The 17,878-nt window shown below is 67.6% G+C and carries 16 protein-coding genes; 8 read left to right on the top strand and 8 right to left on the bottom strand.

From position 1 onward, the window contains the following. Window positions 1-61: 61 nt before the first annotated feature. From DK368_RS06250 to DK368_RS06270, 5 genes are all read right to left on the bottom strand, one after another. Entirely contained in the window at window positions 62-520 is a 459-nt protein-coding gene (locus DK368_RS06250) for a MarR family winged helix-turn-helix transcriptional regulator (protein WP_114393065.1), read from the bottom strand. 120 nt (window positions 521-640) lie between these two features. Next, the gene (locus DK368_RS06255) at window positions 641-1,060 is read right to left on the bottom strand and encodes an organic hydroperoxide resistance protein (protein WP_114393066.1); all 420 of its coding nucleotides are present in this window, start codon (window positions 1,058-1,060) and stop codon (window positions 641-643) included. Between the two features lie 215 nt (window positions 1,061-1,275). Beyond that, window positions 1,276-2,058, bottom strand: a complete 783-nt coding sequence (locus DK368_RS06260) for a prepilin peptidase (RefSeq protein ID WP_205028077.1) — start codon at window positions 2,056-2,058, stop codon at window positions 1,276-1,278. Further along, complete coding sequence (locus tag DK368_RS06265) at window positions 2,055-2,396, bottom strand: hypothetical protein (RefSeq protein WP_114393067.1); 342 nt, start codon at window positions 2,394-2,396, stop codon at window positions 2,055-2,057. The genes DK368_RS06260 and DK368_RS06265 overlap by 4 nt, the downstream gene beginning before the upstream one ends. Before the next feature lie 183 nt (window positions 2,397-2,579). After that, window positions 2,580-4,322: a GspE/PulE family protein gene (locus DK368_RS06270; protein ID WP_114393068.1), complete on the bottom strand. Its 1,743-nt coding sequence runs from the start codon at window positions 4,320-4,322 to the stop codon at window positions 2,580-2,582. A gap of 576 nt (window positions 4,323-4,898) precedes the next feature. Between DK368_RS06270 and DK368_RS06275 the strand changes: the two genes are divergently transcribed. Together DK368_RS06275 and DK368_RS06280 are read left to right on the top strand one after the other, a co-directional pair. Beyond that, window positions 4,899-5,642 (top strand): creatininase family protein, encoded by a 744-nt coding sequence (locus DK368_RS06275; protein WP_114393069.1) that lies wholly within the window; start codon window positions 4,899-4,901, stop codon window positions 5,640-5,642. Between the two features lie 144 nt (window positions 5,643-5,786). After that, window positions 5,787-6,305, top strand: a complete 519-nt coding sequence (locus DK368_RS06280) for a nuclear transport factor 2 family protein (RefSeq protein WP_114393070.1) — start codon at window positions 5,787-5,789, stop codon at window positions 6,303-6,305. A gap of 26 nt (window positions 6,306-6,331) precedes the next feature. Here the strand turns inward: DK368_RS06280 and fahA are convergent, their stop codons facing one another. Together fahA and hmgA are read right to left on the bottom strand one after the other, a co-directional pair. Next, complete coding sequence (fahA, locus tag DK368_RS06285; RefSeq protein ID WP_240002359.1) at window positions 6,332-7,651, bottom strand: fumarylacetoacetase; 1,320 nt, start codon at window positions 7,649-7,651, stop codon at window positions 6,332-6,334. Continuing rightward, a complete protein-coding gene (gene hmgA, locus DK368_RS06290) occupies window positions 7,642-8,973 on the bottom strand; it encodes a homogentisate 1,2-dioxygenase (RefSeq protein ID WP_114393071.1) in 1,332 nt (443 codons plus the stop codon). The genes fahA and hmgA overlap by 10 nt, the downstream gene beginning before the upstream one ends. 176 nt (window positions 8,974-9,149) lie before the next feature. On the opposite strand from hmgA, the gene DK368_RS06295 reads away from it, so the two are divergent. The 4 genes from DK368_RS06295 to DK368_RS06310 all read left to right on the top strand — a co-directional run bounded on the left by DK368_RS06295 (window position 9,150) and on the right by DK368_RS06310 (window position 12,193). After that, complete coding sequence (locus DK368_RS06295; protein ID WP_155524493.1) at window positions 9,150-10,019, top strand: esterase/lipase family protein; 870 nt, start codon at window positions 9,150-9,152, stop codon at window positions 10,017-10,019. A 135-nt stretch (window positions 10,020-10,154) separates the two neighbouring features. Next, a complete protein-coding gene (locus DK368_RS06300) occupies window positions 10,155-11,384 on the top strand; it encodes a S41 family peptidase (protein ID WP_114393073.1) in 1,230 nt (409 codons plus the stop codon). A 72-nt stretch (window positions 11,385-11,456) separates the two neighbouring features. Beyond that, a complete protein-coding gene (locus tag DK368_RS21280) occupies window positions 11,457-11,909 on the top strand; it encodes a hypothetical protein (RefSeq protein WP_155524494.1) in 453 nt (150 codons plus the stop codon). Between the two features lie 8 nt (window positions 11,910-11,917). Next, complete coding sequence (locus DK368_RS06310) at window positions 11,918-12,193, top strand: GNAT family N-acetyltransferase (protein ID WP_114393075.1); 276 nt, start codon at window positions 11,918-11,920, stop codon at window positions 12,191-12,193. A gap of 58 nt (window positions 12,194-12,251) precedes the next feature. Here DK368_RS06310 and DK368_RS06315 read toward each other — a convergent pair whose 3' ends face one another. Further along, window positions 12,252-14,453, bottom strand: a complete 2,202-nt coding sequence (locus DK368_RS06315) for a malate synthase G (RefSeq protein WP_114393076.1) — start codon at window positions 14,451-14,453, stop codon at window positions 12,252-12,254. A 187-nt stretch (window positions 14,454-14,640) separates the two neighbouring features. Between DK368_RS06315 and DK368_RS06320 the strand changes: the two genes are divergently transcribed. Together DK368_RS06320 and DK368_RS06325 are read left to right on the top strand one after the other, a co-directional pair. Then, window positions 14,641-15,438, top strand: coding sequence for an IclR family transcriptional regulator domain-containing protein (locus tag DK368_RS06320; protein ID WP_162305907.1), 798 nt, complete (start codon window positions 14,641-14,643; stop codon window positions 15,436-15,438). A 273-nt stretch (window positions 15,439-15,711) separates the two neighbouring features. After that, the gene (locus DK368_RS06325; RefSeq protein ID WP_114393078.1) at window positions 15,712-17,862 is read left to right on the top strand and encodes a type I secretion C-terminal target domain-containing protein; all 2,151 of its coding nucleotides are present in this window, start codon (window positions 15,712-15,714) and stop codon (window positions 17,860-17,862) included. The last annotated feature ends 16 nt before the right edge of the window (window positions 17,863-17,878 follow it).

A 17,878-nucleotide genomic window follows, 5' to 3' on the forward strand; every position in this document is an offset into this window, starting at 1 on the left:
CGGCCCATGCGTCTGCCAGTTCGCGGCAGTGCAGTCGGGGATGGCAGCCCCGGCGGGGCAGTCAGCTATTTGCGGACCGGTCCAGAGCGGCGCGCAGCCGCTTCAGCTCTTCCCGCAGGGTGACCAGCTCCGTCAGCGAGAGGCCGGTGGCGGCGGCGACCTGTGTCGGGATGCAGGCCGCCTGCTGCTTCAACGCCCGGCCACTGTCCGACAGGTGGACGCGGACCACGCGCTCGTCGGCGGGGTCGCGGGAGCGGTGGAGGAGATCCTGGGCTTCCATACGTTTCAGCAGGGGAGTCAGTGTCCCGCTGTCCAGGCCGAGCTGTTCGCCGAGCGCCTTGACCGAGCGTCCGTCCTGTTCCCACAGCAGCAGCATGACGAGATACTGGGGATAGGTCAGCCCCATGGCCTCCAGCAGCGGACGGTACACCCGCGTCATGGCATGCTGGGCGGAATAGAGGGCGAAGCAGAGCTGGTTGCAGAGGAGCAGCGGGTTCAGCGGATCGGGCGTGGCGGGCATGGACTCCTCCGACGGGACACAGGCCCAGGAATAGCGCGCGATCCCCTGGCGGGCCAGGGGATCGCTTCCATATCGCGGTATGATATCGGCCGGACCGGCCGGCGCCGGTCCGGTGTGCGTTCAGACAAGGGTGGTGGTCAGCGGCACATTGCCCTTGGTGGCGAAGCTGTAGGGGCAGACCTTGTGGGCGCGGGCCACGAGATCCTCAGCCAGGGCACGGTCGAGGCCGGGCAGCGACACCTCCAGATCGACGCTGATGCCGAAACCCTCGCCATCATCGCGCGGGCCGATGCCCACCCGGGCAGAGACGGCGACATTGGCCGGTACGGCGATCTTGTCGCGGTTGCCCACGAACTTCAGCGCGCCGATGAAGCAGGCGGAATAGCCGGCCGCGAACAGCTGCTCGGGATTGGTGGCGCCCCCGGCACCGCCCAGTTCCTTCGGGGTGGCCAGGGCGACGGACAGCAGGCCATCCTCGGTCACGGCCTTGCCATCACGACCACCCGTGGCAGTGGCCTTGGTGCTGTAAAGAACCTTCATTGTCAGTCTCCTTGCGTCAGGACGAGGGGGCTGCCTGGTGCCGGGACGGGACCGGGCGCCGTGTGGTGAGTCAAATATGGCGAGCAATTGAATTGTGCGCAATCATTTTTGGCACAATGAAAAACGGGGGTGCGATGCGTTCGGCGCCCGGCAGCCGGCCCGCCCCTTGCATGGCCCGGGCAACCGTCATCCTGCCGTCGCCAATTCCCTGCCGGTCAAAGCGGTCCGCTGATCGAGGCGAGCGGCGGCCACTGCCGAATGACGAGGAACAGAAGAATGAGCAGCGCCAGAGCCAGTGCCGGGCCGAATGGCACTTCCGGCCCCCGGTCCGGCCCCGACCGCTGCCGCAGCAGAGCCAGACCGATGCCCATCGTCCCGGCCAAGAAGAGGAACGGGGCCAGCAGCCAGGGGCCGAGCCAGAGTCCGGCGACCGTCATCAGCTTGACATCGCCAAGTCCCATCGCCTCCCGTCCCGCGCGCCAGGAGGCGATGCAGCGGAGAAGCAGCGCAAGCCCCCCGAACAATCCGGCACCCGCCAAGCCTTGCACCGGGCTGGACAGACCGGCGGTCCAGGGCAACAGCACCAACAGGGCCGCGGCCAGCATCAGCGGGTCCGGCAGGTAAAGATGGTCCAGGTCGATCAATCCTGCCAACAGCAGGATCGTCCCCAGCAGAGCCAGCGTCAGACCCCAGACCGGGTCCGGCAGACAAAGGGAGCAGCCAAGCCACAGGCAGCCCGTTGCCAGTTCCACCAGGGTGTAACGGCCGGGAACGGGGGCGTGGCAGTGGCGGCAGCGGCCGCGCAGGACAAGCCAGGACAGGACCGGAACCAGATCGGCCACACCGAGGCTGCTGCCGCAGTGGGGACAGGCCGACCGGCCCCACAATGTTGTCCCGCAGGGAATGCGGATGGCTGCGGCCGCCACGAAGCTGCCGACGCTCAGACCGAGAAGGAAGGCGAGCGACGCAGTTGCCAGCGAGGCCGGCAAGACCGTCACGTTCCCTGCGCCAGGGCTGGCGTCAGGCGGGAGAGATCCAGCGGCAGGGCAAAGCTGAGGTGCTTGACGAAGCCCTGATCCGCCACGATGCGGCCGATGATGCTGTCCTCCAGCCCCGGCAGGGTCAGCAGGACTGCGGCCAGCTGGGGCGTCGGCTCCTCGCAATACAGGGCGCAGGCGCCGCTGGAAATATCGAGGATGCGGCAGCTCCAGACCAGATCCGGATTATCCGCCAGAGCAATGCCTGCCTCGATCCAGGTCCGGTGGAGGGCCGCTGGGCATGGGATTTCCCGCACGGATGGCGACAGAGGATGCGTCTCCTCATCCTGGATCGGCATCAGCGACTCCGAAGCAAAGGGCCGGTGGAAGGTTAACATACCCACCCCTATCGACGCGAGATCCGCGACAATGAGGGGGCGGCGTGCGACAGCGATAGCGGGCGAGGTGCCACGCGATCAGCGCCGGTCGGGTGAGGGGCACCCTGCGGTTGGCGGGTACGCAGACACGGGGGCGCATCGTCGTCATCGTGTTCCGGTTTCGACCTGCCGCAGCAGGGGCGTGAGATCGATGGCGCGTCCCAGGCTTTCCAACGAGATTTCCCCGGCCAGGACTTTCTCCAGCCCCTCTTCCCGCATCGGTCGGAATCCGGTGCGTGGCAGGATGCGCCGCAGTTCGGCGCGATCGGCACCACGGGCGATGGCGTCGTCCACGTCCTCATCGACCAGGATCAGTTCGGAAACGGCCACGCGGCCACGATAGCCGGTATGATGGCACTCGGGACAACCGGTGGCGTCGTAGAGCCGCGGCGGTGTCTCTGCGGAGATGCCCAGCAGCCGGCATTCCTCCTGCGTGGCGGGCCGTTCGCGCCGACAACGGGTGCAGAGCGTGCGCACCAGGCGCTGAGCCACAATGCCGATGATGTTGCCGGCCAGCAGGCCGGGCTTCAGCCCCAGATCCAGCAGGCGTGCAAAGGCGCTGATGGCGTCGTTGGCATCCAGGGTCGTGAAGACCTGATGGCCGCTCATGGCGGCGTGCAGCGCCATCTGCGCCGTTCCGGGATCACGCAACTCGTCGATGAACAGAATGTCCGGGTGCTGGCGCAGCAGCGCCCTGACTCCCTCGGCGGCGGGCAGGCCGCTCTGGTCGCGGATCTCGGTCTGGCGGATCAGCGGCAGCCGGTGTTCAACCCCGGCTTCCAGTGTCATCAGGTTGACATCCACACGGTTGACCCGGCTGAGCATGGCGTAAAGGCTGGTGGTCTTGCCGCTGCCGCCGGGACCGGTGACGATGATGATCCCCTCCGGCCGTTTCAGCGCCTGGTCCAGCCGCAGGCGGCTCCGGCCGCTGAAACCGAGATCGGCGAGTGACTTCACGGATTTGCTCTTGTCCACCACATGCAGGACGATGTTCTCGCCCTGGATGGTGTCTAGGGCCGCCGCCCGGAATTCCATGCTGCGGCTGCCCAGGTTCAGGGAGAAGCGGCCGTCCTGCGGGGACAGCGTGTCGGTGAGGCCGGCCAGGGTTTTCAGCCGATGCGCCAGGGGTGGCCAGAAGTCCTTGTGGAAGGCGCGGATCTGGTGCAGGGCACCGTCGATGCGGTAGCGCAGGCGCAGGAACAGGTCTTCCGGTTCGAAATGCAGGGCGCTGGCGCCCTGCTTGACTGCATCCAGCAGGATGGCATGGGCCAGCCGGACCACCGGGTGGGTATACCCCTCCTCACCGGTGGATCGGGCGAAGTGGTCGGTCCCGTTCCGCAATTCCCGCAGAATGCCGTCGATCGACATTTCATGGCCATAGGCCTGGTCGATGGCCTGGGCCATGTCGGCAGCGGTGCAGACACGCGGCACCACCTGGACCTGGGCCGGCAGGTGGCGGCGGACCTGGTCGATGGCCAGCACGTCGTAGGGATCGACCATGGCCACCTCGGCCGTGGTCTGGGTCTGGGACAGCAGCAGGACCCGGCAGGACAGGGCCAACTGCTTCGGTAAACGCCGCGCCGTCTCGGCGTCCAGCAGCGTACCTGTCGGATTGAACCGGTCCAGCCCCATGCCCTCCGACAGCACGGCGCACAGTGCATCCTCGGTGATAAAGCCCAGATCCACCAGGATGGACCCCAGCATCCTGGTGGAACGTGCCTTCACCGCCAGCGCGGCGTCCAGCTGATCCCTGCTGATCAGACCCAGCGACAGCAGACGATGCCCGACCAGAGCGGCATGGCTGGTCAGGGGGGCGCTGTCCTGGGAATGAGGCGTGGTGTCAGGCATTGGATCAGGAGGGGGCAGGGGGTGGAGAGCGCCGGGAGGATGTCGTAATCGGCAGCCGGTTCAGCGCGAACCGTTGCGACTCATGCGCCGTTCCCGATCATGGGCTGCGCCGGATCGGCACAGCCGGCGCCGGCCAGCCTTGTCGGGCGGAGAGGGCCGCAGGCTTATGTCCCAACCTCTGTCCCACCGATAGATCTCCGAATGAGCACATCTTTGAGGCTAGACCGAAAGAGGGAGAGTATCGAGATATGGCGGGATTGCGAGATAGCTTACGGATAGGTTGACGGGCGTTTCCCGCCATTTCCCTATGGATGGCCGCGATGTGTCCGGGGGACCCGGCCATTGCGAATCCGCCTTCCCGTCCAGGGATCCGTCTGCGAGACGGCCGTGATTCGCTGCAGGTCCGGTTTCCGTGCTTTCTTTCAGATCTGGCATGGTCCGGCTGGCGCTTGCCTGACCGACGCCGCGTTGTAGGGTGTGACCCTGCGGCGGCCCTGGCCACGGGGCCAGAGGGCGCGGTCCGGTTTACCACCGCCATGCCCCTGCCGGTTTTGCCTGTGTCGGAAGGACGGACAGATGCGTTTGCAGTTGATGACTTGGCCTGCGGTGGAGAGCTATCTGCGGAGCCGGCGCGATATCATCGTTCCCATCGGATCCACGGAGCAGCATGGCCCGACCGGGCTGATCGGCACCGACGCCCTGACGGCGGAGGCCGTGGCTTGGCGTCTGGGTGAGCGCGTCGGCGCCATCGTCGGGCCGACGCTGGGCATCGGCATGGCCCATCATCATCTGGCCTTCACCGGCACCGTGGCCCTGCGCCCCAGCACGCTGATGGCGCTGATCCAGGACGTGGTGGCGTCGCTGCGCCTGCACGGCTTCGAGCATATCCTGTTCATCAACGGCCATGGTGGCAATGTGGCCACCGCCAACACCGCCTTCCAGGAGATCAACGCCCGCGCGTCGTTCGGGGAGGGGGCGCCGGCGCGCTGCCAGCTGGTCAACTGGTGGGATGGTCAGCGTGTGGCCACCCTGTGCAAGGAACTGTACGGGGTAGCCGACGGCAGCCACGCCACGGCCAGCGAGGTGTCGGTGACCTGGGCCCTGCATCCCGAGCTGGAGCGCAAGGGCGACCTATCGCCGGAGATCGCGCCCAAGGGCCACAGCTGGACCGACGCCAAGGATTACCGGGCGGCCTATGCCGATGGCCGCATCGGCTCGAACCCCAACCTGTCCAGTGCCGAACACGGGCTGCGGCTGCTGGAGGCGGCAACCGCGGACATGGCCGAACGCCATGCCGCCTTTGTCGGCCTGAAGGGCTGACCGCAGTGACCCGCGTGCCCGGTTCTGGCCAGGCACGCGGGCACAGGGGCGGCCATTTGCGCGCAGCGACAATGCGACACTGGCGTGGCCTCGCCGCCGCAGGGACGATGGTCTCCCGCCCCCGCCGGAACTGGAGTCCGCACCATGCCCATTCTTCCCTGCGGTGCCGTACAGGCCCCGATCCAAACTCCCGACGAAGCCGCCATCAAGACCGTCATCGAAAGCATGACCACCCTGGCGGATCGGGGTGAATTCCGCAGCCTGGAGCAGCTGTTCGCCAGCCAGGTGCTGGTCGACTACAGCTCGTTGACCGGCAGTGCCGCGTCGGTCCAGCGCCCGCTGGATCTGGTGTCCGGCTGGGCGGCGTTGCTGCCGGGATTCGAGCGTACCCGCCACGCCCTCAGCGACCTGACCGTCCGCGTCCATGGCAATGACGCGGAAGCGACGGCAACCGCCGTGGCCGACCACTGGATCGACGACCGGCACTGGCAGGTCTGTGGCCGGTACGATTTTGCCCTGGCCCGCGACGGCCGCGACTGGATCATCACGGCGCTGCGATTCGTGCTGTGTGATGAGCAGGGCGGCCGCGACACGCTGGAGGCGGCCCAGGCGGCGGCCAGGGCCAATCCGCACCCCTATCTGTATCAGCGCCAGACCGCCTGACCGCCGGTCTGGGGCGGGCGGTGCTGTCACAGCGCTGGCAGCACCGTTCCGGTGCAGGGCCCGAAGCCGATGGGCACATAGCCGTCGGCCTGGGCGCTGGCGCTGAGCGTGATTTCGTCACCGTCCTCCAGGAAAGTGCGCTGCTCGCCATTGGGCAGCGTGACCGGTCGGCTGCCGCCTGCCGTGATTTCCAGCAGACTCCCGTAACCGCCAGGATCGGCGGCCGACAGGGTGCCGCTGCCGAGAAGGTCTCCGGGGTTGAGATTGCAGCCGTTGCTGGCGTGGTGCGTCACGATCTGCGCCACCGTCCAGTACATGGCCGTGGCCTCGCCGCGGCTGAGGCGGTGCGGGGATAGCCCGCCCGCCCGCATGGCGGCCGTGGACAGATGCACCTCCAGTGTCAGCGCCAGGGCGCCGCGATCCTGGTCGGCCTCATCCCAGAGATAGGGCAGGGGCTGCGGGTCGCCGGCGGGACGCGCGGGCTGGGCCAAACGGAAGGGAGCCAGCGCCTCGGCCGTCACCACCCAGGGTGAGATGCTGGTCAGGAAACTCTTGGCCAGGAAAGGACCCAGCGGCTGGTACTCCCAGGCCTGCAGGTCGCGCGCCGACCAGTCGTTCAGAAGACAGAACCCGGCCACATGGGCCGGTGCCTCGGCGATGGGGATCGGCTGGCCCAGGGCATTGCCGGGACCGATCCAGATGCCCAGCTCCAGCTCGTAGTCGAGACGGCGGCTGGGACCGAACAGGGGCGCATCGGCATCGGGCGGCTTGCGCTGGCCGCAGGGGCGCTGCACCGCCGTGCCGGAGGGCCGCACCGACGAGGCGCGGCCATGATAGCCGATGGGTACATGCTTGTAGTTGGGCAGCAGCGGATTGTCCGGGCGGAACAGCCGGCCCACATTGGTGGCGTGATGGATGCCGACATAGAAATCGGTGTAGTCGCCGATCCGGGCCGGGAGATGCAGCCGGCAGTCGGCCGCGGCAAACAGCAGCGGCGCCAGCACCGGCTTCTGCGCCGGATCGGACAGCAGGGCCGAGAGATGCCGGCGCAGGGTCCGCCGCTCAGCCGCCGGGCGGCTGAACAGAGCGTTGAGGCTGTCGGCGCCCAGACACCCGGTCAGGGTTTCGGGCAGCAGCCCGGCCCGCGCCGTGGCGGTGAGATCAAGGATATGGCCGCCAATGGCCGTACCGATGCGCGGCGCATCCCCGGCAGGGCTGAACACGCCCAGCGGCAGGTTCTGGATCGGGAAGTCGGGGTGCCCGTTGGCCGAGTCCACCCAGCTGCGCCGGGCGGGGTCGTGGGTTTCGTCGAGGATGTCGATCATGCGGTCGGTGGTCAGCGGCACGGAGGCACCTCGGCCTTGCGGAAGCCGGACCAGCACGTGTCATAGTCGAGCTGGGCCAGCGGCGTTTCGATGGCGAAGCGGGTCGGGCGGATGATCCAGCGGCTTTCGAACATGAAGGCCATGGTATCGGTGATCTTGTGCGGTGCGAGGTCGGCGGCCACCGCCTTCTCATAACTGGCCCGGTCGGGGCCATGGCCGGCCATGCAGCTGTGCAGCGAGGCGCCGCCGGGGGCGAATCCGCCCTCCTTGGCGTCATAGGCGCCATGGACCAGTCCCATGAACTCGCTCATGACATTGCGGTGGAACCAGGGGGGGCGGAACGTCTCCTCGGCCACCATCCAGCGCGGCGGGAAGATGACGAAGTCACAATTGGCCGTGCCCGGCGTGTCGCTGGGACTGGTCAGCACCGTGAAGATCGACGGGTCGGGATGGTCGTAGCTCACCGTGTTGATGGTGTTGAAGCGGCGCAGATCATAGGTCAGCGGTGCCAGATTGCCATGCCAGGCCACCACATCCAGCGGGCTGTGATCCAGCGTGGTGTGCCAGAGGCGCCCGGCGAACTTCTGCACCAGCTCGGTCGGGCGCTCCACATCCTCGAACCAGGCTGCCGGCGCCAGGAAATCGCGGGGATTGGCCAGCCCGTTGGCCCCGATGGGGCCAAGCTCGGGCAGGCGGAACAGGGCGCCGTAATTCTCGCAGACATAGCCGCGCGCAGCTCCGTCCGGCACCTCCACCCGCAGGTGCAGGCCCCGGGGAATGAGTGCGATCTGCTGCGGGTCGACGGTGAGGATGCCCAGTTCCGTCACCAGCCGCAGCCGGCCCTGCTGCGGCACGATCAGCAGTTCGCCGTCGGCGTTGCAGAGCACCCGGTCCTGCATGGAGGCGGTGGCGGCATAGAGATGGATGGCGATGCCCGCCGCTGTGGCAGGGTCGCCATTGCCGCCATAGGTGACCAGGCCATCGACGAAGTCTGTCGGCGACGCCGGCAGGGGCAGCGGGTCCCAGCGCAGCCGGTTGGGCGTGGGCGGCACCTCGTCGAACGGGCCGGCGCACAGCAGCGTCGCCTTGCCATAGGGCTGGAAGGGTGGGTGGGAGGCTGTGGGCCGCAGGCGGTACAGCCAGCTGCGCCGGTTCTCCGCCCGCGGCGCCGTGAAGGCGGTCCCGGACAGTTGCTCGGCATAGAGGCCGAACGGGACGTGCTGGGGGGAGTTGCGGCCCGACGGTAGTGCGCCCGGTACGGCCTCGCTGGCGAAATGGTTGCCAAAGCCGCACAGCGGGGCCGCTGCGGCTCCGCCTGCGGTGGTGGTCGGGTCGATGCTCATGGCGCGTCCTTCCCGTGATTGTATCATATGAAACGATATAGGCGCAGGCGAGACCTGCTGTCAAACCGCGAGCGGGGGAGCCGCGAAGGGGGTAGGGTAACAAAATCGTAACGTCAGAACTGTCAGAGTTGCGGCAGGGGCCTCCGGCCCGCTTCTGCCAACATCCGCCTTGTCCCATGACCCCTGCTGAGCCCATTCCCGGGCCGCTTCGCCGGCGTGCCCGCCTGCCCCTCGTCTGGGGGCGCCGCCACAGTTGGACCGATCTGGCCGTGCTGGCGGGTTGGCGCGTGCAGCGCCATGCCATCGACCAGTCCTGCCGGCTGGTCGGTCCGGACGGCGTGGTGCGGCGCATCGGCACGGCGGAGGCGTGTCTGGCCGGGCTGCCGCGGCTGCCGCGGCCACGCAAGCATATGGCGGTGCTGCTGCACGGCCTGTCCTGCCGCCCGGAAAGCATGCACGAGTATGAGCGGGCCATGGCCGCCGCCGGCCTGTCGGCTGTCAGCATCTGCTATGCCAGCACGCTGGGCGACATGCCCCAGCATCTGGAGGCCATCGATCAGGCCCTGACCTTCCTGGCCGATCACGGCGTGCGCTCGCTGTCCTTTGTCGGCTACAGCCTGGGCGGGCTGCTGGTGCGCATGTTGACCGGCCGCGACCGCACCCCCTGGTCCGACCGGATGGCCGTGCGCCGGGCCGTGCTGGTGGCGACACCGAACCGCGGGGCGTCGCTGGCCGAGTTCTTCGCCCGGACACCGTTTCTGGGCCTGATGGGACCCTGCGCCGCCCAGATCCGTCCGGAGCCAGTGCGCACGCTGCCGCCACCGGGATGCGGCTTCGCCACCATCGCTGCCGGGCGGGGCGATGCCCGGTGCGGCTGGAATCCCCTGCTGGACGGGGACAACGATTTTGTCGTGCGCACGCGCGAAGCGCAACTGGACGGGGCCGGGGCGCATCTGTTCATCCGCTCCACCCATACCGGCATCCTGCGCCATGCCGGGGCGGCCGATGCCGCCGCCGCCTATGTGCGCACCGGGCGGCTGGGCTGAGATGACGGACCCGTGACAAGGGCCGCCTTGCCCTTTTTCGTCACGGCCGCGCGAAGGGACTGTTAACCACCCCCTTCGGATACTGCGACCCAGGACCAGCGCGTGTTACCGCGCCGCATCTCTGGGGCAGAGACCATGATCTTCCGGCGCTTCCTGCTGACAGCTTCCATCCTGGCCCTGGCGGTGGGGGCCTTGCCGGCCTGGTCCGCCGATCCGGCGCCGCAGCCGCAAGCCAGCATGGGCACGGCGCCCCCGGCTGCCGCTCCCGCCAGCCGCGATGGCGAGGACGAGGCGGTGATGCTGTTCCTGCGCACCCTGCGCGAGGTCCGTGATCATTACGTCGATCCCATGAGCAACCGCGAACTGGCCGAGATCGCGGTGCAGGCCATGGCCGGGCGCGACCGCTGGTCCCGTTACCTGTCCGAGGGGCAGTACAAGGACATGCAGGCCGACAACCAGGGGACCCTGGTGGGTATCGGCATCCGCTATGCCCTGCGCGAGGGGGCAGTGCGGGTGACCGAGGTGTTTCCGGGCACGCCGGCGGAGCAGGCCGGCTTGACGCTGGGCGACCGGATGCTGGAAGTGGACGGCAAGCCGCTGGCCGGGCTGGACCTGGATGCGGTGCGCGCCCTGATCCGCGGTGAGGACGGCACGCGGCTGCGCCTGACAGTCGAGGCGGGCGAAGCCCGGCGCGTGCTGGTGCTGGAGCGTCGGGCCGTGACCGTTCCGTCCGTGCGCTCGACCCTGCTGTCCGGGATAGGATATATCCGCATCGCCAAGTTCGACCGGCAGACTGTTCCGGGGCTGGGCGATGCGCTGCGGGCGTTGCGGCGACAGCGGACGCTGCGGGGCATCGTCATCGATCTGCGCGACAATCCGGGCGGGCTGGTGGACAGCGCCATCCGCGTCGCCGACGCCTTTCTGGAGCGGGGGCGCATCATGTCCACCCGCTCCCGCGATGGCGGTGATGAGCAGGTGGAGGCCCAGTCCGGTGATGACAGCGGCGGGCTGCCGCTGGTGCTGCTGGTCAACAGCCGCACGGCATCCGCCGCGGAGATCCTGGCCGGTGCGCTGCAGGACAATGGCCGGGCCAAGCTGGTGGGCGGGCGCACCTATGGCAAGGGGGTCATCCAGACCACCCGGTCCATCAGCGGCGGTGGCGCCCTCAAGCTGACCACGGCGCGCTATTACACGCCGCTGGGTCATCCCGTGCACGAGGCCGGGATCGCGCCCGACATCGTCATCGGGGAGCCGGACGCTGCCCCGGTCGGCTGGGGGGCCACGCCCGATCCGACCACGGACGTGCAGCTGGCCCAGGCCCTGTCGCTGCTGGGGCAGGACCGGCAGGCGGCGCTGATACCCTGACGAGGGCGGGCCGGGACGGGGAGCATCCCCGTCTGTTGCAGAGGGCATGTCCCCCTTTGTGGAGTGACGGCCATGACATCGATTTCCGGCACAGCATCCGCCGGCTGCGGCGGAGCGGCGCTGATCCTGGCGTTCTTGCTGCAGGGCGGCAGTGCCGCCTTTGCCCAGGAGAGGCCATCGACAGCGTCGCCCGCGGCCCCCAAGGACGCGCCCTGGACGTCACCGGGCCTGCATCAACCGGCACCCGATCAGCCCCAGCCCGGGGAACCGCAACCGGTGCCGCCCACCGGCCCGCCCATCGTCGATCCGACCCGGCCGGAGGCCAGTGCCCCGGCTCCCGGTGACAGTCTCAGCGAACGGTTGGCCCGTTCCGATGGGGTTCTGGTGCCCCCCAACCCCGAGGAGGGGCCGGGCATGCAGCGGACACCGCCGGACCCCGGCCCCAACACCATGCCGGTCTTGCCACCGCCGGACGGCAGCGGCGATGATCGGTCCGTGGCCCCCAAATCCGGGGAGCCGAAATGAGGGACGGCATGAGCACGGATATCCGCAACAACGAAGCCGACAGCCGCTACGAGTTGGAGGTGGACGGCCATGTGGCCTTCGCCCGCTACCGCCGCAGCGGTACGGTCCTGTCGATCCTGCATGTGGAGGCGCCGCCCGCCCTGCGTGGCAGCGGTGCCGCCGGCCGGCTGATGCAAGGGGTCATGGACCAGGCCCGGATCGACGGGGTCAAGGTCGATCCGGTGTGCAGCTATGCCGCCCTCTGGATCCAACGCCACCCGGACTACCAGGACCTGCGGGCCTGAGCGGCGAAGCGGGGCTGTCGGGATACCGGCACCCGGCAGCCCCGCGCTTTGTCCGGTATCACACCGGTGACGCGTCCGTGCGAGTCATGGCCTTGTCCTGGGCCTTCAGGCGGCGGCGATGCATATGGAGCAGCGGCTCCGTATAGCCGCTGGGCTGCTCGACACCCTTGAACACCAGATCGCAGGCGGCCTGGAAGGCGACGCTGGCCTGGAAGTCCGGCGCCATGGGGCGGTAGAGCGGGTCGTCGGCATTCTGCTTGTCCACCACGGCGGCCATGCGCTGCATCACCTCCAACACCTGCTCACGCGTGCAGATCCCGTGCAGCAGCCAGTTGGCGATGTGCTGGCTGGAGATGCGCAGGGTGGCCCGATCCTCCATCAGTCCGACATTGTGGATGTCGGGCACCTTCGAGCAACCGACGCCCTGATCGACCCAGCGCACCACATAACCCAGGATGCCCTGGGCATTGTTCTCCAACTCCTGCCGGATCTCCTCGGCCGACCAGTTGATGCCACGGGCCACGGGGATGGTGAGGATGTCGCGCAGCGGCGCACGCTGGCGGGTGGACAGCTCGGTCTGGCGTGCGGCCACGTCCACCTGATGATAATGCAGCGCGTGCAGCGTGGCGGCGGTGGGCGAGGGCACCCAGGCTGTGTTGGCGCCCGCCATGGGATGGCCGATCTTGGCCTTCAGCATGTCGGCCATCTTGTCCGGCATGGCCCACATGCCCTTGCCGATCTGCGCCTTGCCGCGGAAGCCGGTGGCGAGACCGATATCCACATTCTGATTCTCATAGGCGCCGATCCAGGCGGCGGCCTTCATGTCGCCCTTGCGGATCATCGGGCCGGCCTGCATGGAGGTGTGCATCTCGTCGCCGGTACGGTCGAGGAAGCCGGTGTTGATGAAGCAGACCCGGTCCTTGGCCACGCGGATGCATTCCTTGAGGTTGACGGTGGTGCGCCGCTCCTCGTCCATGATGCCGATTTTCAGCGTGTTGCGGGCCAGCCCCAGCAGATCCTCCACCCGGTCGAACAGGGTGTTGGCGAAGGCGACCTCCTCCGGTCCGTGCATCTTCGGCTTGACGATATAGACGGAGCCGGCGCGGCTGTTACGGTACGTGCCGGTGCCCTTGAGGTCGTGGACGGCGATCAGCGCGGTGACGACGCCGTCGAGAATGCCCTCCGGAAGCTCCGAGCCGTCGGGCAGCCGCACCGCGTCGGTGGTCATCAGATGGCCGACATTGCGGATGAACATCAGGCTGCGGCCGGGCAGCGTCAGCGTCTGGCCGTGCGGCGCCGTATAGTCCCGGTCGGGGTTGAGGGCCCGCTGCAGCGTGCGCCCGCCTTTCTCGAAGCTGGCGGTGAGCGTACCCCGCATCAGGCCCAGCCAGTTGCGGTAGACCGTGATCTTGTCGTCGGCATCGACGGCGGCGATGCTGTCCTCACAGTCCATGATCGTGGTCAGGGCCGATTCCACGACGACATCGGCGATTCCGGCGGCGTCATCCTTGCCGATTCGGTGGCTGCGGTCGATCACGATCTCCAGATGCAGACCATGGTTCCGCAGCAGGATGGCCGTCGGCGCCGCGGGTTCGCCGCGATAGCCGGCGAACTTGTCGGGATCAGTCAGCCCCACCTCCGACCCGGAGGCGAGCATCACCACCAGCGTGCCGTTGTTGACGCGGAAGCCGGTGACATCGGCGTAGGAACCGCCGGACAGGGGGGCGGCCTGATCCAGGATCTCCCGCCCCTTGGCGATGACGGCAGCCCCGCGCACGGGGTCGTAGCCCTTGACGGACGGGTCGCCCACGATGCCGAGCGCATCCGTGCCGTAAAGCGCGTCATAGAGGCTGCCCCAGCGGGCATTGGCGGCATTGAGGGCGAAGCGGGTGTTCGTGACCGGGACCACCAGCTGCGGTCCGGCCACCCTGGCCACCTCCGGGTCCACATTGGTGGTGCCGATGTGGAAATCGGGGCCTTCCGGCACGAGATAGCCGATCTCCCGCAGGAAGGACTCGTAGGCGGCGGGATCGAAATCCTGGCCGCGGCGGGCCTGATGCCAGGCATCGATGTGGGCCTGCAACGCGTCGCGCTCGGCCAGCAGGGCACGGTTCGTCGGCGTCAGGTCGGTCGCCAGGGCAGCGAACCCAGTCCAGAAGGTGGCCGGGTCCAGCCCGGTGCCGGGCAGGGCTTCGCTCTCCACGAAGCGGTGCAGTCCGGCATCCACCCTCAGGCCATGGACATCGACAGTCTGGGACATGGTACGCGCTCCCCCTGGCAGGCTTGGATCTCATGCGACAACGGTTGCCACAGGAATAAGGCCCCGCCGGACTGCCCACAAGTTCCAGTGGAATACTTTCCGCATCGTGGAAAGATGGGGTAGGATGCTGCACCACGGCCACGTCCAGCGGCGCCGGCAGGGGTGGTCTTGGCAGGGGGAGGTGGCGATGGGCGCAGCACAGAATCCGGTTCAGGTGCTGGGCCGGGCCATTGCCATCCTCAACCATCTGGCGCAGTCGGACAGCGGCCTGTCCCTGACCGAGGTGGCCAGGGCGGCCGGGCTGGCCGGATCCACCGCCCACCGCATCCTGACGTCGCTGGAGGCGGAGCGTTATGTGCGCTTCGACGCGGAAACCCGTCTGTGGTCGGTGGGGGTACAGGCCTTCATCGCCGGCAGCGGCTTCCTGAAAACCCGGCATGTGGTGCAGATGGCGCGGCCGCATATGCGCACGCTGATGGAGCGCAGCGGCGAAACGGTCAATCTGGCCATCGAGGATCAGGGCAGCGCCGTCTATGTGGGGCAGGTGGAATGCCGGGAGATGATGCGCAGCTTTGCCCGGCTGGGTGGGCGCATCCCGCTGCATTGCTCCGGTGTCGGCAAGGCCCTGCTGTCGGCCGTGCCGGAGGCGCAATGGCAAAGGCTGCCGTCGCTGCTGCCGGCGTTGACGCCGCTGACCCTGACCAGCCCGGATGTCCTGCGGGCCGATCTGGGACGGATCCGCCAACGCGGCTATGCCATTGACGATGAGGAACATGCCATCGGCCTGCGCTGTGTCGCTGCCGTCGTGTTCGACGAGCATGGGGACGCCGCCTGCGCCGTGTCGCTGGCCGGACCCAAGGCGCGCATCACCGATGAGCGCGTGCCGGTACTGGGGCAGATGGCGGTCGAGACGGCCGGTCGCATCATGGCGGAAATCGGCGGGCGGGCGCCGGTGATAGTATCCGCATCAGGAGCCGGGCAGTAATCCGGATCGAAATCAAGATGTAGAAGGATAATATCGGATTGTTATATGCGATCGGAAAGGTTAATGTAAATTAAGCTGTGTGACGGGATGGGCTGCGAATTGTCCCAGCGCGAAAGGCCTTGAGTGTCGCGGCGTGGAGACGAAAAGCCATTTGAATAACATGGTTTACGCTTCGCTACCCACTCGGATGCGGTAAAGCCATCGGTCACAACCACGGAATGGGGGCTTGTCCTACCTTTTGCGGCATCAAGACGACCAAGCGGAGATGCCGAAATGACCGATGTGATCAACCTTCGTTCCGGGGCTGCGGCCAGCGATATTCTGTCGGCGATCAATGGAGCTGGTGCGAATACTCGTATTGTCTTCCCGAAAAACGAAACGCTGACCATCGACCGTTCCGTGAAGTTCGACCTGCAGGGCCGGACCATCACCCTGGACCTCAACGGCTCCACACTGGTGCAGCAGAAGGGTGCCGGCAGCGTCCTGAACATCCAGGGTGCGCTGGAAAAGACCCAGGCCGTCAGCAGCCTGGGCCTGCAGGACGGCAAGACCGTCGTGACCTTCAAGTCTGCGCCGGAAGGGCTGAAGGTCGGGGACTGGCTGAAGATCGGGGCCGAGGACAAGCTGCCCGGCGGCACCCATACCTCGAAGAATCCGGTGCGTATCGGCCAGGCCACCAAGATCGTCGCCATCGACGGCAACAAGGTGATCTGCGAGCCGCCGCTGCATGAGCAGAGCCATTACAAGACCAACATCCGGGCCGCGGCCTATGAGGGCGGCCAGTTCACCCTGGAAAACGGCACCATCAAGGGCGATGGCGTCAGTGGTTCGCCGCTGGTGCGGACCATGTCGCTGGTCGAGCCTGACATCCACAAGATCATGCTGCGCGACGGCGGCGGCCCCGGTCTGGAACTGGAGAATGCCGTCCGCGCCAAGGTCACGGAAATTGCCGTCATCAACCTGAAGGACGACATCGCCCACGGCCATTACGGCTATGGCGTCCACTCCGCCAATTCGTTCCAGACCACGGTCGACGGCATCTACGGCCAGAACACCCGGCACGTCACCGACAACAATTCCGGGTCCGACCCGGCCAATGGCGGCATCCAGAAATATGGCGGCGATATCGGGATGACGGTGCGGAACGCCGTCACCTTCGACAATGCCAACTCTGCCTATTCCACCCATTCCGAGGCCAAGCAGACCGTCTATGACCACGTCTTCGCCTTCGGCGGCCCCAGCCAGGGAGCCGTATTACGCGGCATCGACGTGAAGATGATCAACAGCGGCGGCAGCGACCTGGGTCGCGCGGTGCAGCTGTTCCGCTATGGCGATGGTGACGGCAAGCAACTGGTGCTGGACAATGTCGCCTTCCGCGACATCCGGGACAAGACCGTCTATTCCGCCGGCGCCACCCAGGACAATCTGGTCCGCAATGCCGTGCTGGAGACGGTGAAGGACTACAAGCTCCAGGCCAGCAGCACGCTGAAGCTGGACAATGTCACCCAACTGAAGAACGGGGCAGCCGACGAAACCCTGACCGGCACCGACCGGCTGGACATCCTGCTGGGGGGCACCGGCAACGATACCCTGTCGGGCCAGGGCGGCGGCGATGTGATCTGGGGCGGAGCCGGCAGCGACGTGCTGACGGGCGGGGCCGGCCGCGACCATTTCATGTTCCATGACCTGAACGAGAGGGGCGACGTCATCACCGACTTCCAGGCCGGTGCCGGCGGCGACGTGCTGGAACTGGGAGCCCTGATGGTGCGCGCCGGCCTTATGTTCAGGGACGCCATGGCCGGCGGCCATGTCGGCCTGCAGCAGTCGGGCAGCGATACGCTGGTGCTGATCGACAGCGATGGCGCTGCCGGAAAGTCCGCCCCGGTGACGCTGGCGACCTTGAAGGGCGTTCAGGCCTCCAGCCTGACGGCGGACAACATCTCCACCCATCTCGGGGACTCCGCCATTCCTGTGACCAAGCCACCGGTCGATGTGCAGCCGATCCCGGCGGAGCCCGTTCCCGCACCGGCCCCGAAGCCCGTGCCGACGCCCGTCCCCGCACCGCAGCCGGTGCCCACCCCGGCGCCTTCGCCGACGCCGGTTCCCGCTCCGGAACAGCCCGCCGGCATCGGTGACGTGATCAAGGATCTGGCGGTGCGGCCGGGCAGCTATTTCAGCTTCCGCCTGCCTACCGGCAAGGATGCCGACGGCGACGCCATCACATACAAGGTCAGCATGGCGGACGGGAAGGCCCTGCCGAGCTGGATGCTGACCAAGGACGGCAGTTTGGGCTTCACGCCGAAGGCCTGGGACAAGGGCGACCATCATCTGATGGTCACAGCCTATGCCGACGGCCACGCCATCGGCCAGGACGCCTTCACGCTGCATGTGGGCGGCAACGCCCATAACGGCTTCCTGCTGTAAGCGCAAACGCCGGATC

It is taken from the genome of Oleisolibacter albus, assembly GCF_003336875.1.
In the GTDB taxonomy this organism is placed as follows: Bacteria; Pseudomonadota; Alphaproteobacteria; order Azospirillales; family Azospirillaceae; genus Niveispirillum; species Niveispirillum album.

Excerpts from the sequence above, each read along its gene's own strand:
- DK368_RS06315 (WP_114393076.1), bottom strand. The coding sequence starts at position 14,453 with ATGTCCCAGACTGTCGATGTCCATGGCCTGAGGGTGGATGCCGGACTG.
- DK368_RS06300 (WP_114393073.1), top strand. The coding sequence starts at position 10,155 with ATGATCTTCCGGCGCTTCCTGCTGACAGCTTCCATCCTGGCCCTGGCG.
- DK368_RS06280 (WP_114393070.1), top strand. The coding sequence starts at position 5,787 with ATGCCCATTCTTCCCTGCGGTGCCGTACAGGCCCCGATCCAAACTCCC.
- DK368_RS06320 (WP_162305907.1), top strand. The coding sequence starts at position 14,641 with ATGGGCGCAGCACAGAATCCGGTTCAGGTGCTGGGCCGGGCCATTGCC.
- DK368_RS06265 (WP_114393067.1), bottom strand. The coding sequence starts at position 2,396 with ATGCCGATCCAGGATGAGGAGACGCATCCTCTGTCGCCATCCGTGCGG.
- DK368_RS06270 (WP_114393068.1), bottom strand. The coding sequence starts at position 4,322 with ATGCCTGACACCACGCCTCATTCCCAGGACAGCGCCCCCCTGACCAGC.
- DK368_RS06255 (WP_114393066.1), bottom strand. The coding sequence starts at position 1,060 with ATGAAGGTTCTTTACAGCACCAAGGCCACTGCCACGGGTGGTCGTGAT.
- DK368_RS06295 (WP_155524493.1), top strand. The coding sequence starts at position 9,150 with ATGACCCCTGCTGAGCCCATTCCCGGGCCGCTTCGCCGGCGTGCCCGC.
- DK368_RS06310 (WP_114393075.1), top strand. The coding sequence starts at position 11,918 with ATGAGCACGGATATCCGCAACAACGAAGCCGACAGCCGCTACGAGTTG.
- DK368_RS06275 (WP_114393069.1), top strand. The coding sequence starts at position 4,899 with ATGCGTTTGCAGTTGATGACTTGGCCTGCGGTGGAGAGCTATCTGCGG.
- hmgA (WP_114393071.1), bottom strand. The coding sequence starts at position 8,973 with ATGAGCATCGACCCGACCACCACCGCAGGCGGAGCCGCAGCGGCCCCG.
- DK368_RS21280 (WP_155524494.1), top strand. The coding sequence starts at position 11,457 with ATGACATCGATTTCCGGCACAGCATCCGCCGGCTGCGGCGGAGCGGCG.
- DK368_RS06250 (WP_114393065.1), bottom strand. The coding sequence starts at position 520 with ATGCCCGCCACGCCCGATCCGCTGAACCCGCTGCTCCTCTGCAACCAG.
- DK368_RS06325 (WP_114393078.1), top strand. The coding sequence starts at position 15,712 with ATGACCGATGTGATCAACCTTCGTTCCGGGGCTGCGGCCAGCGATATT.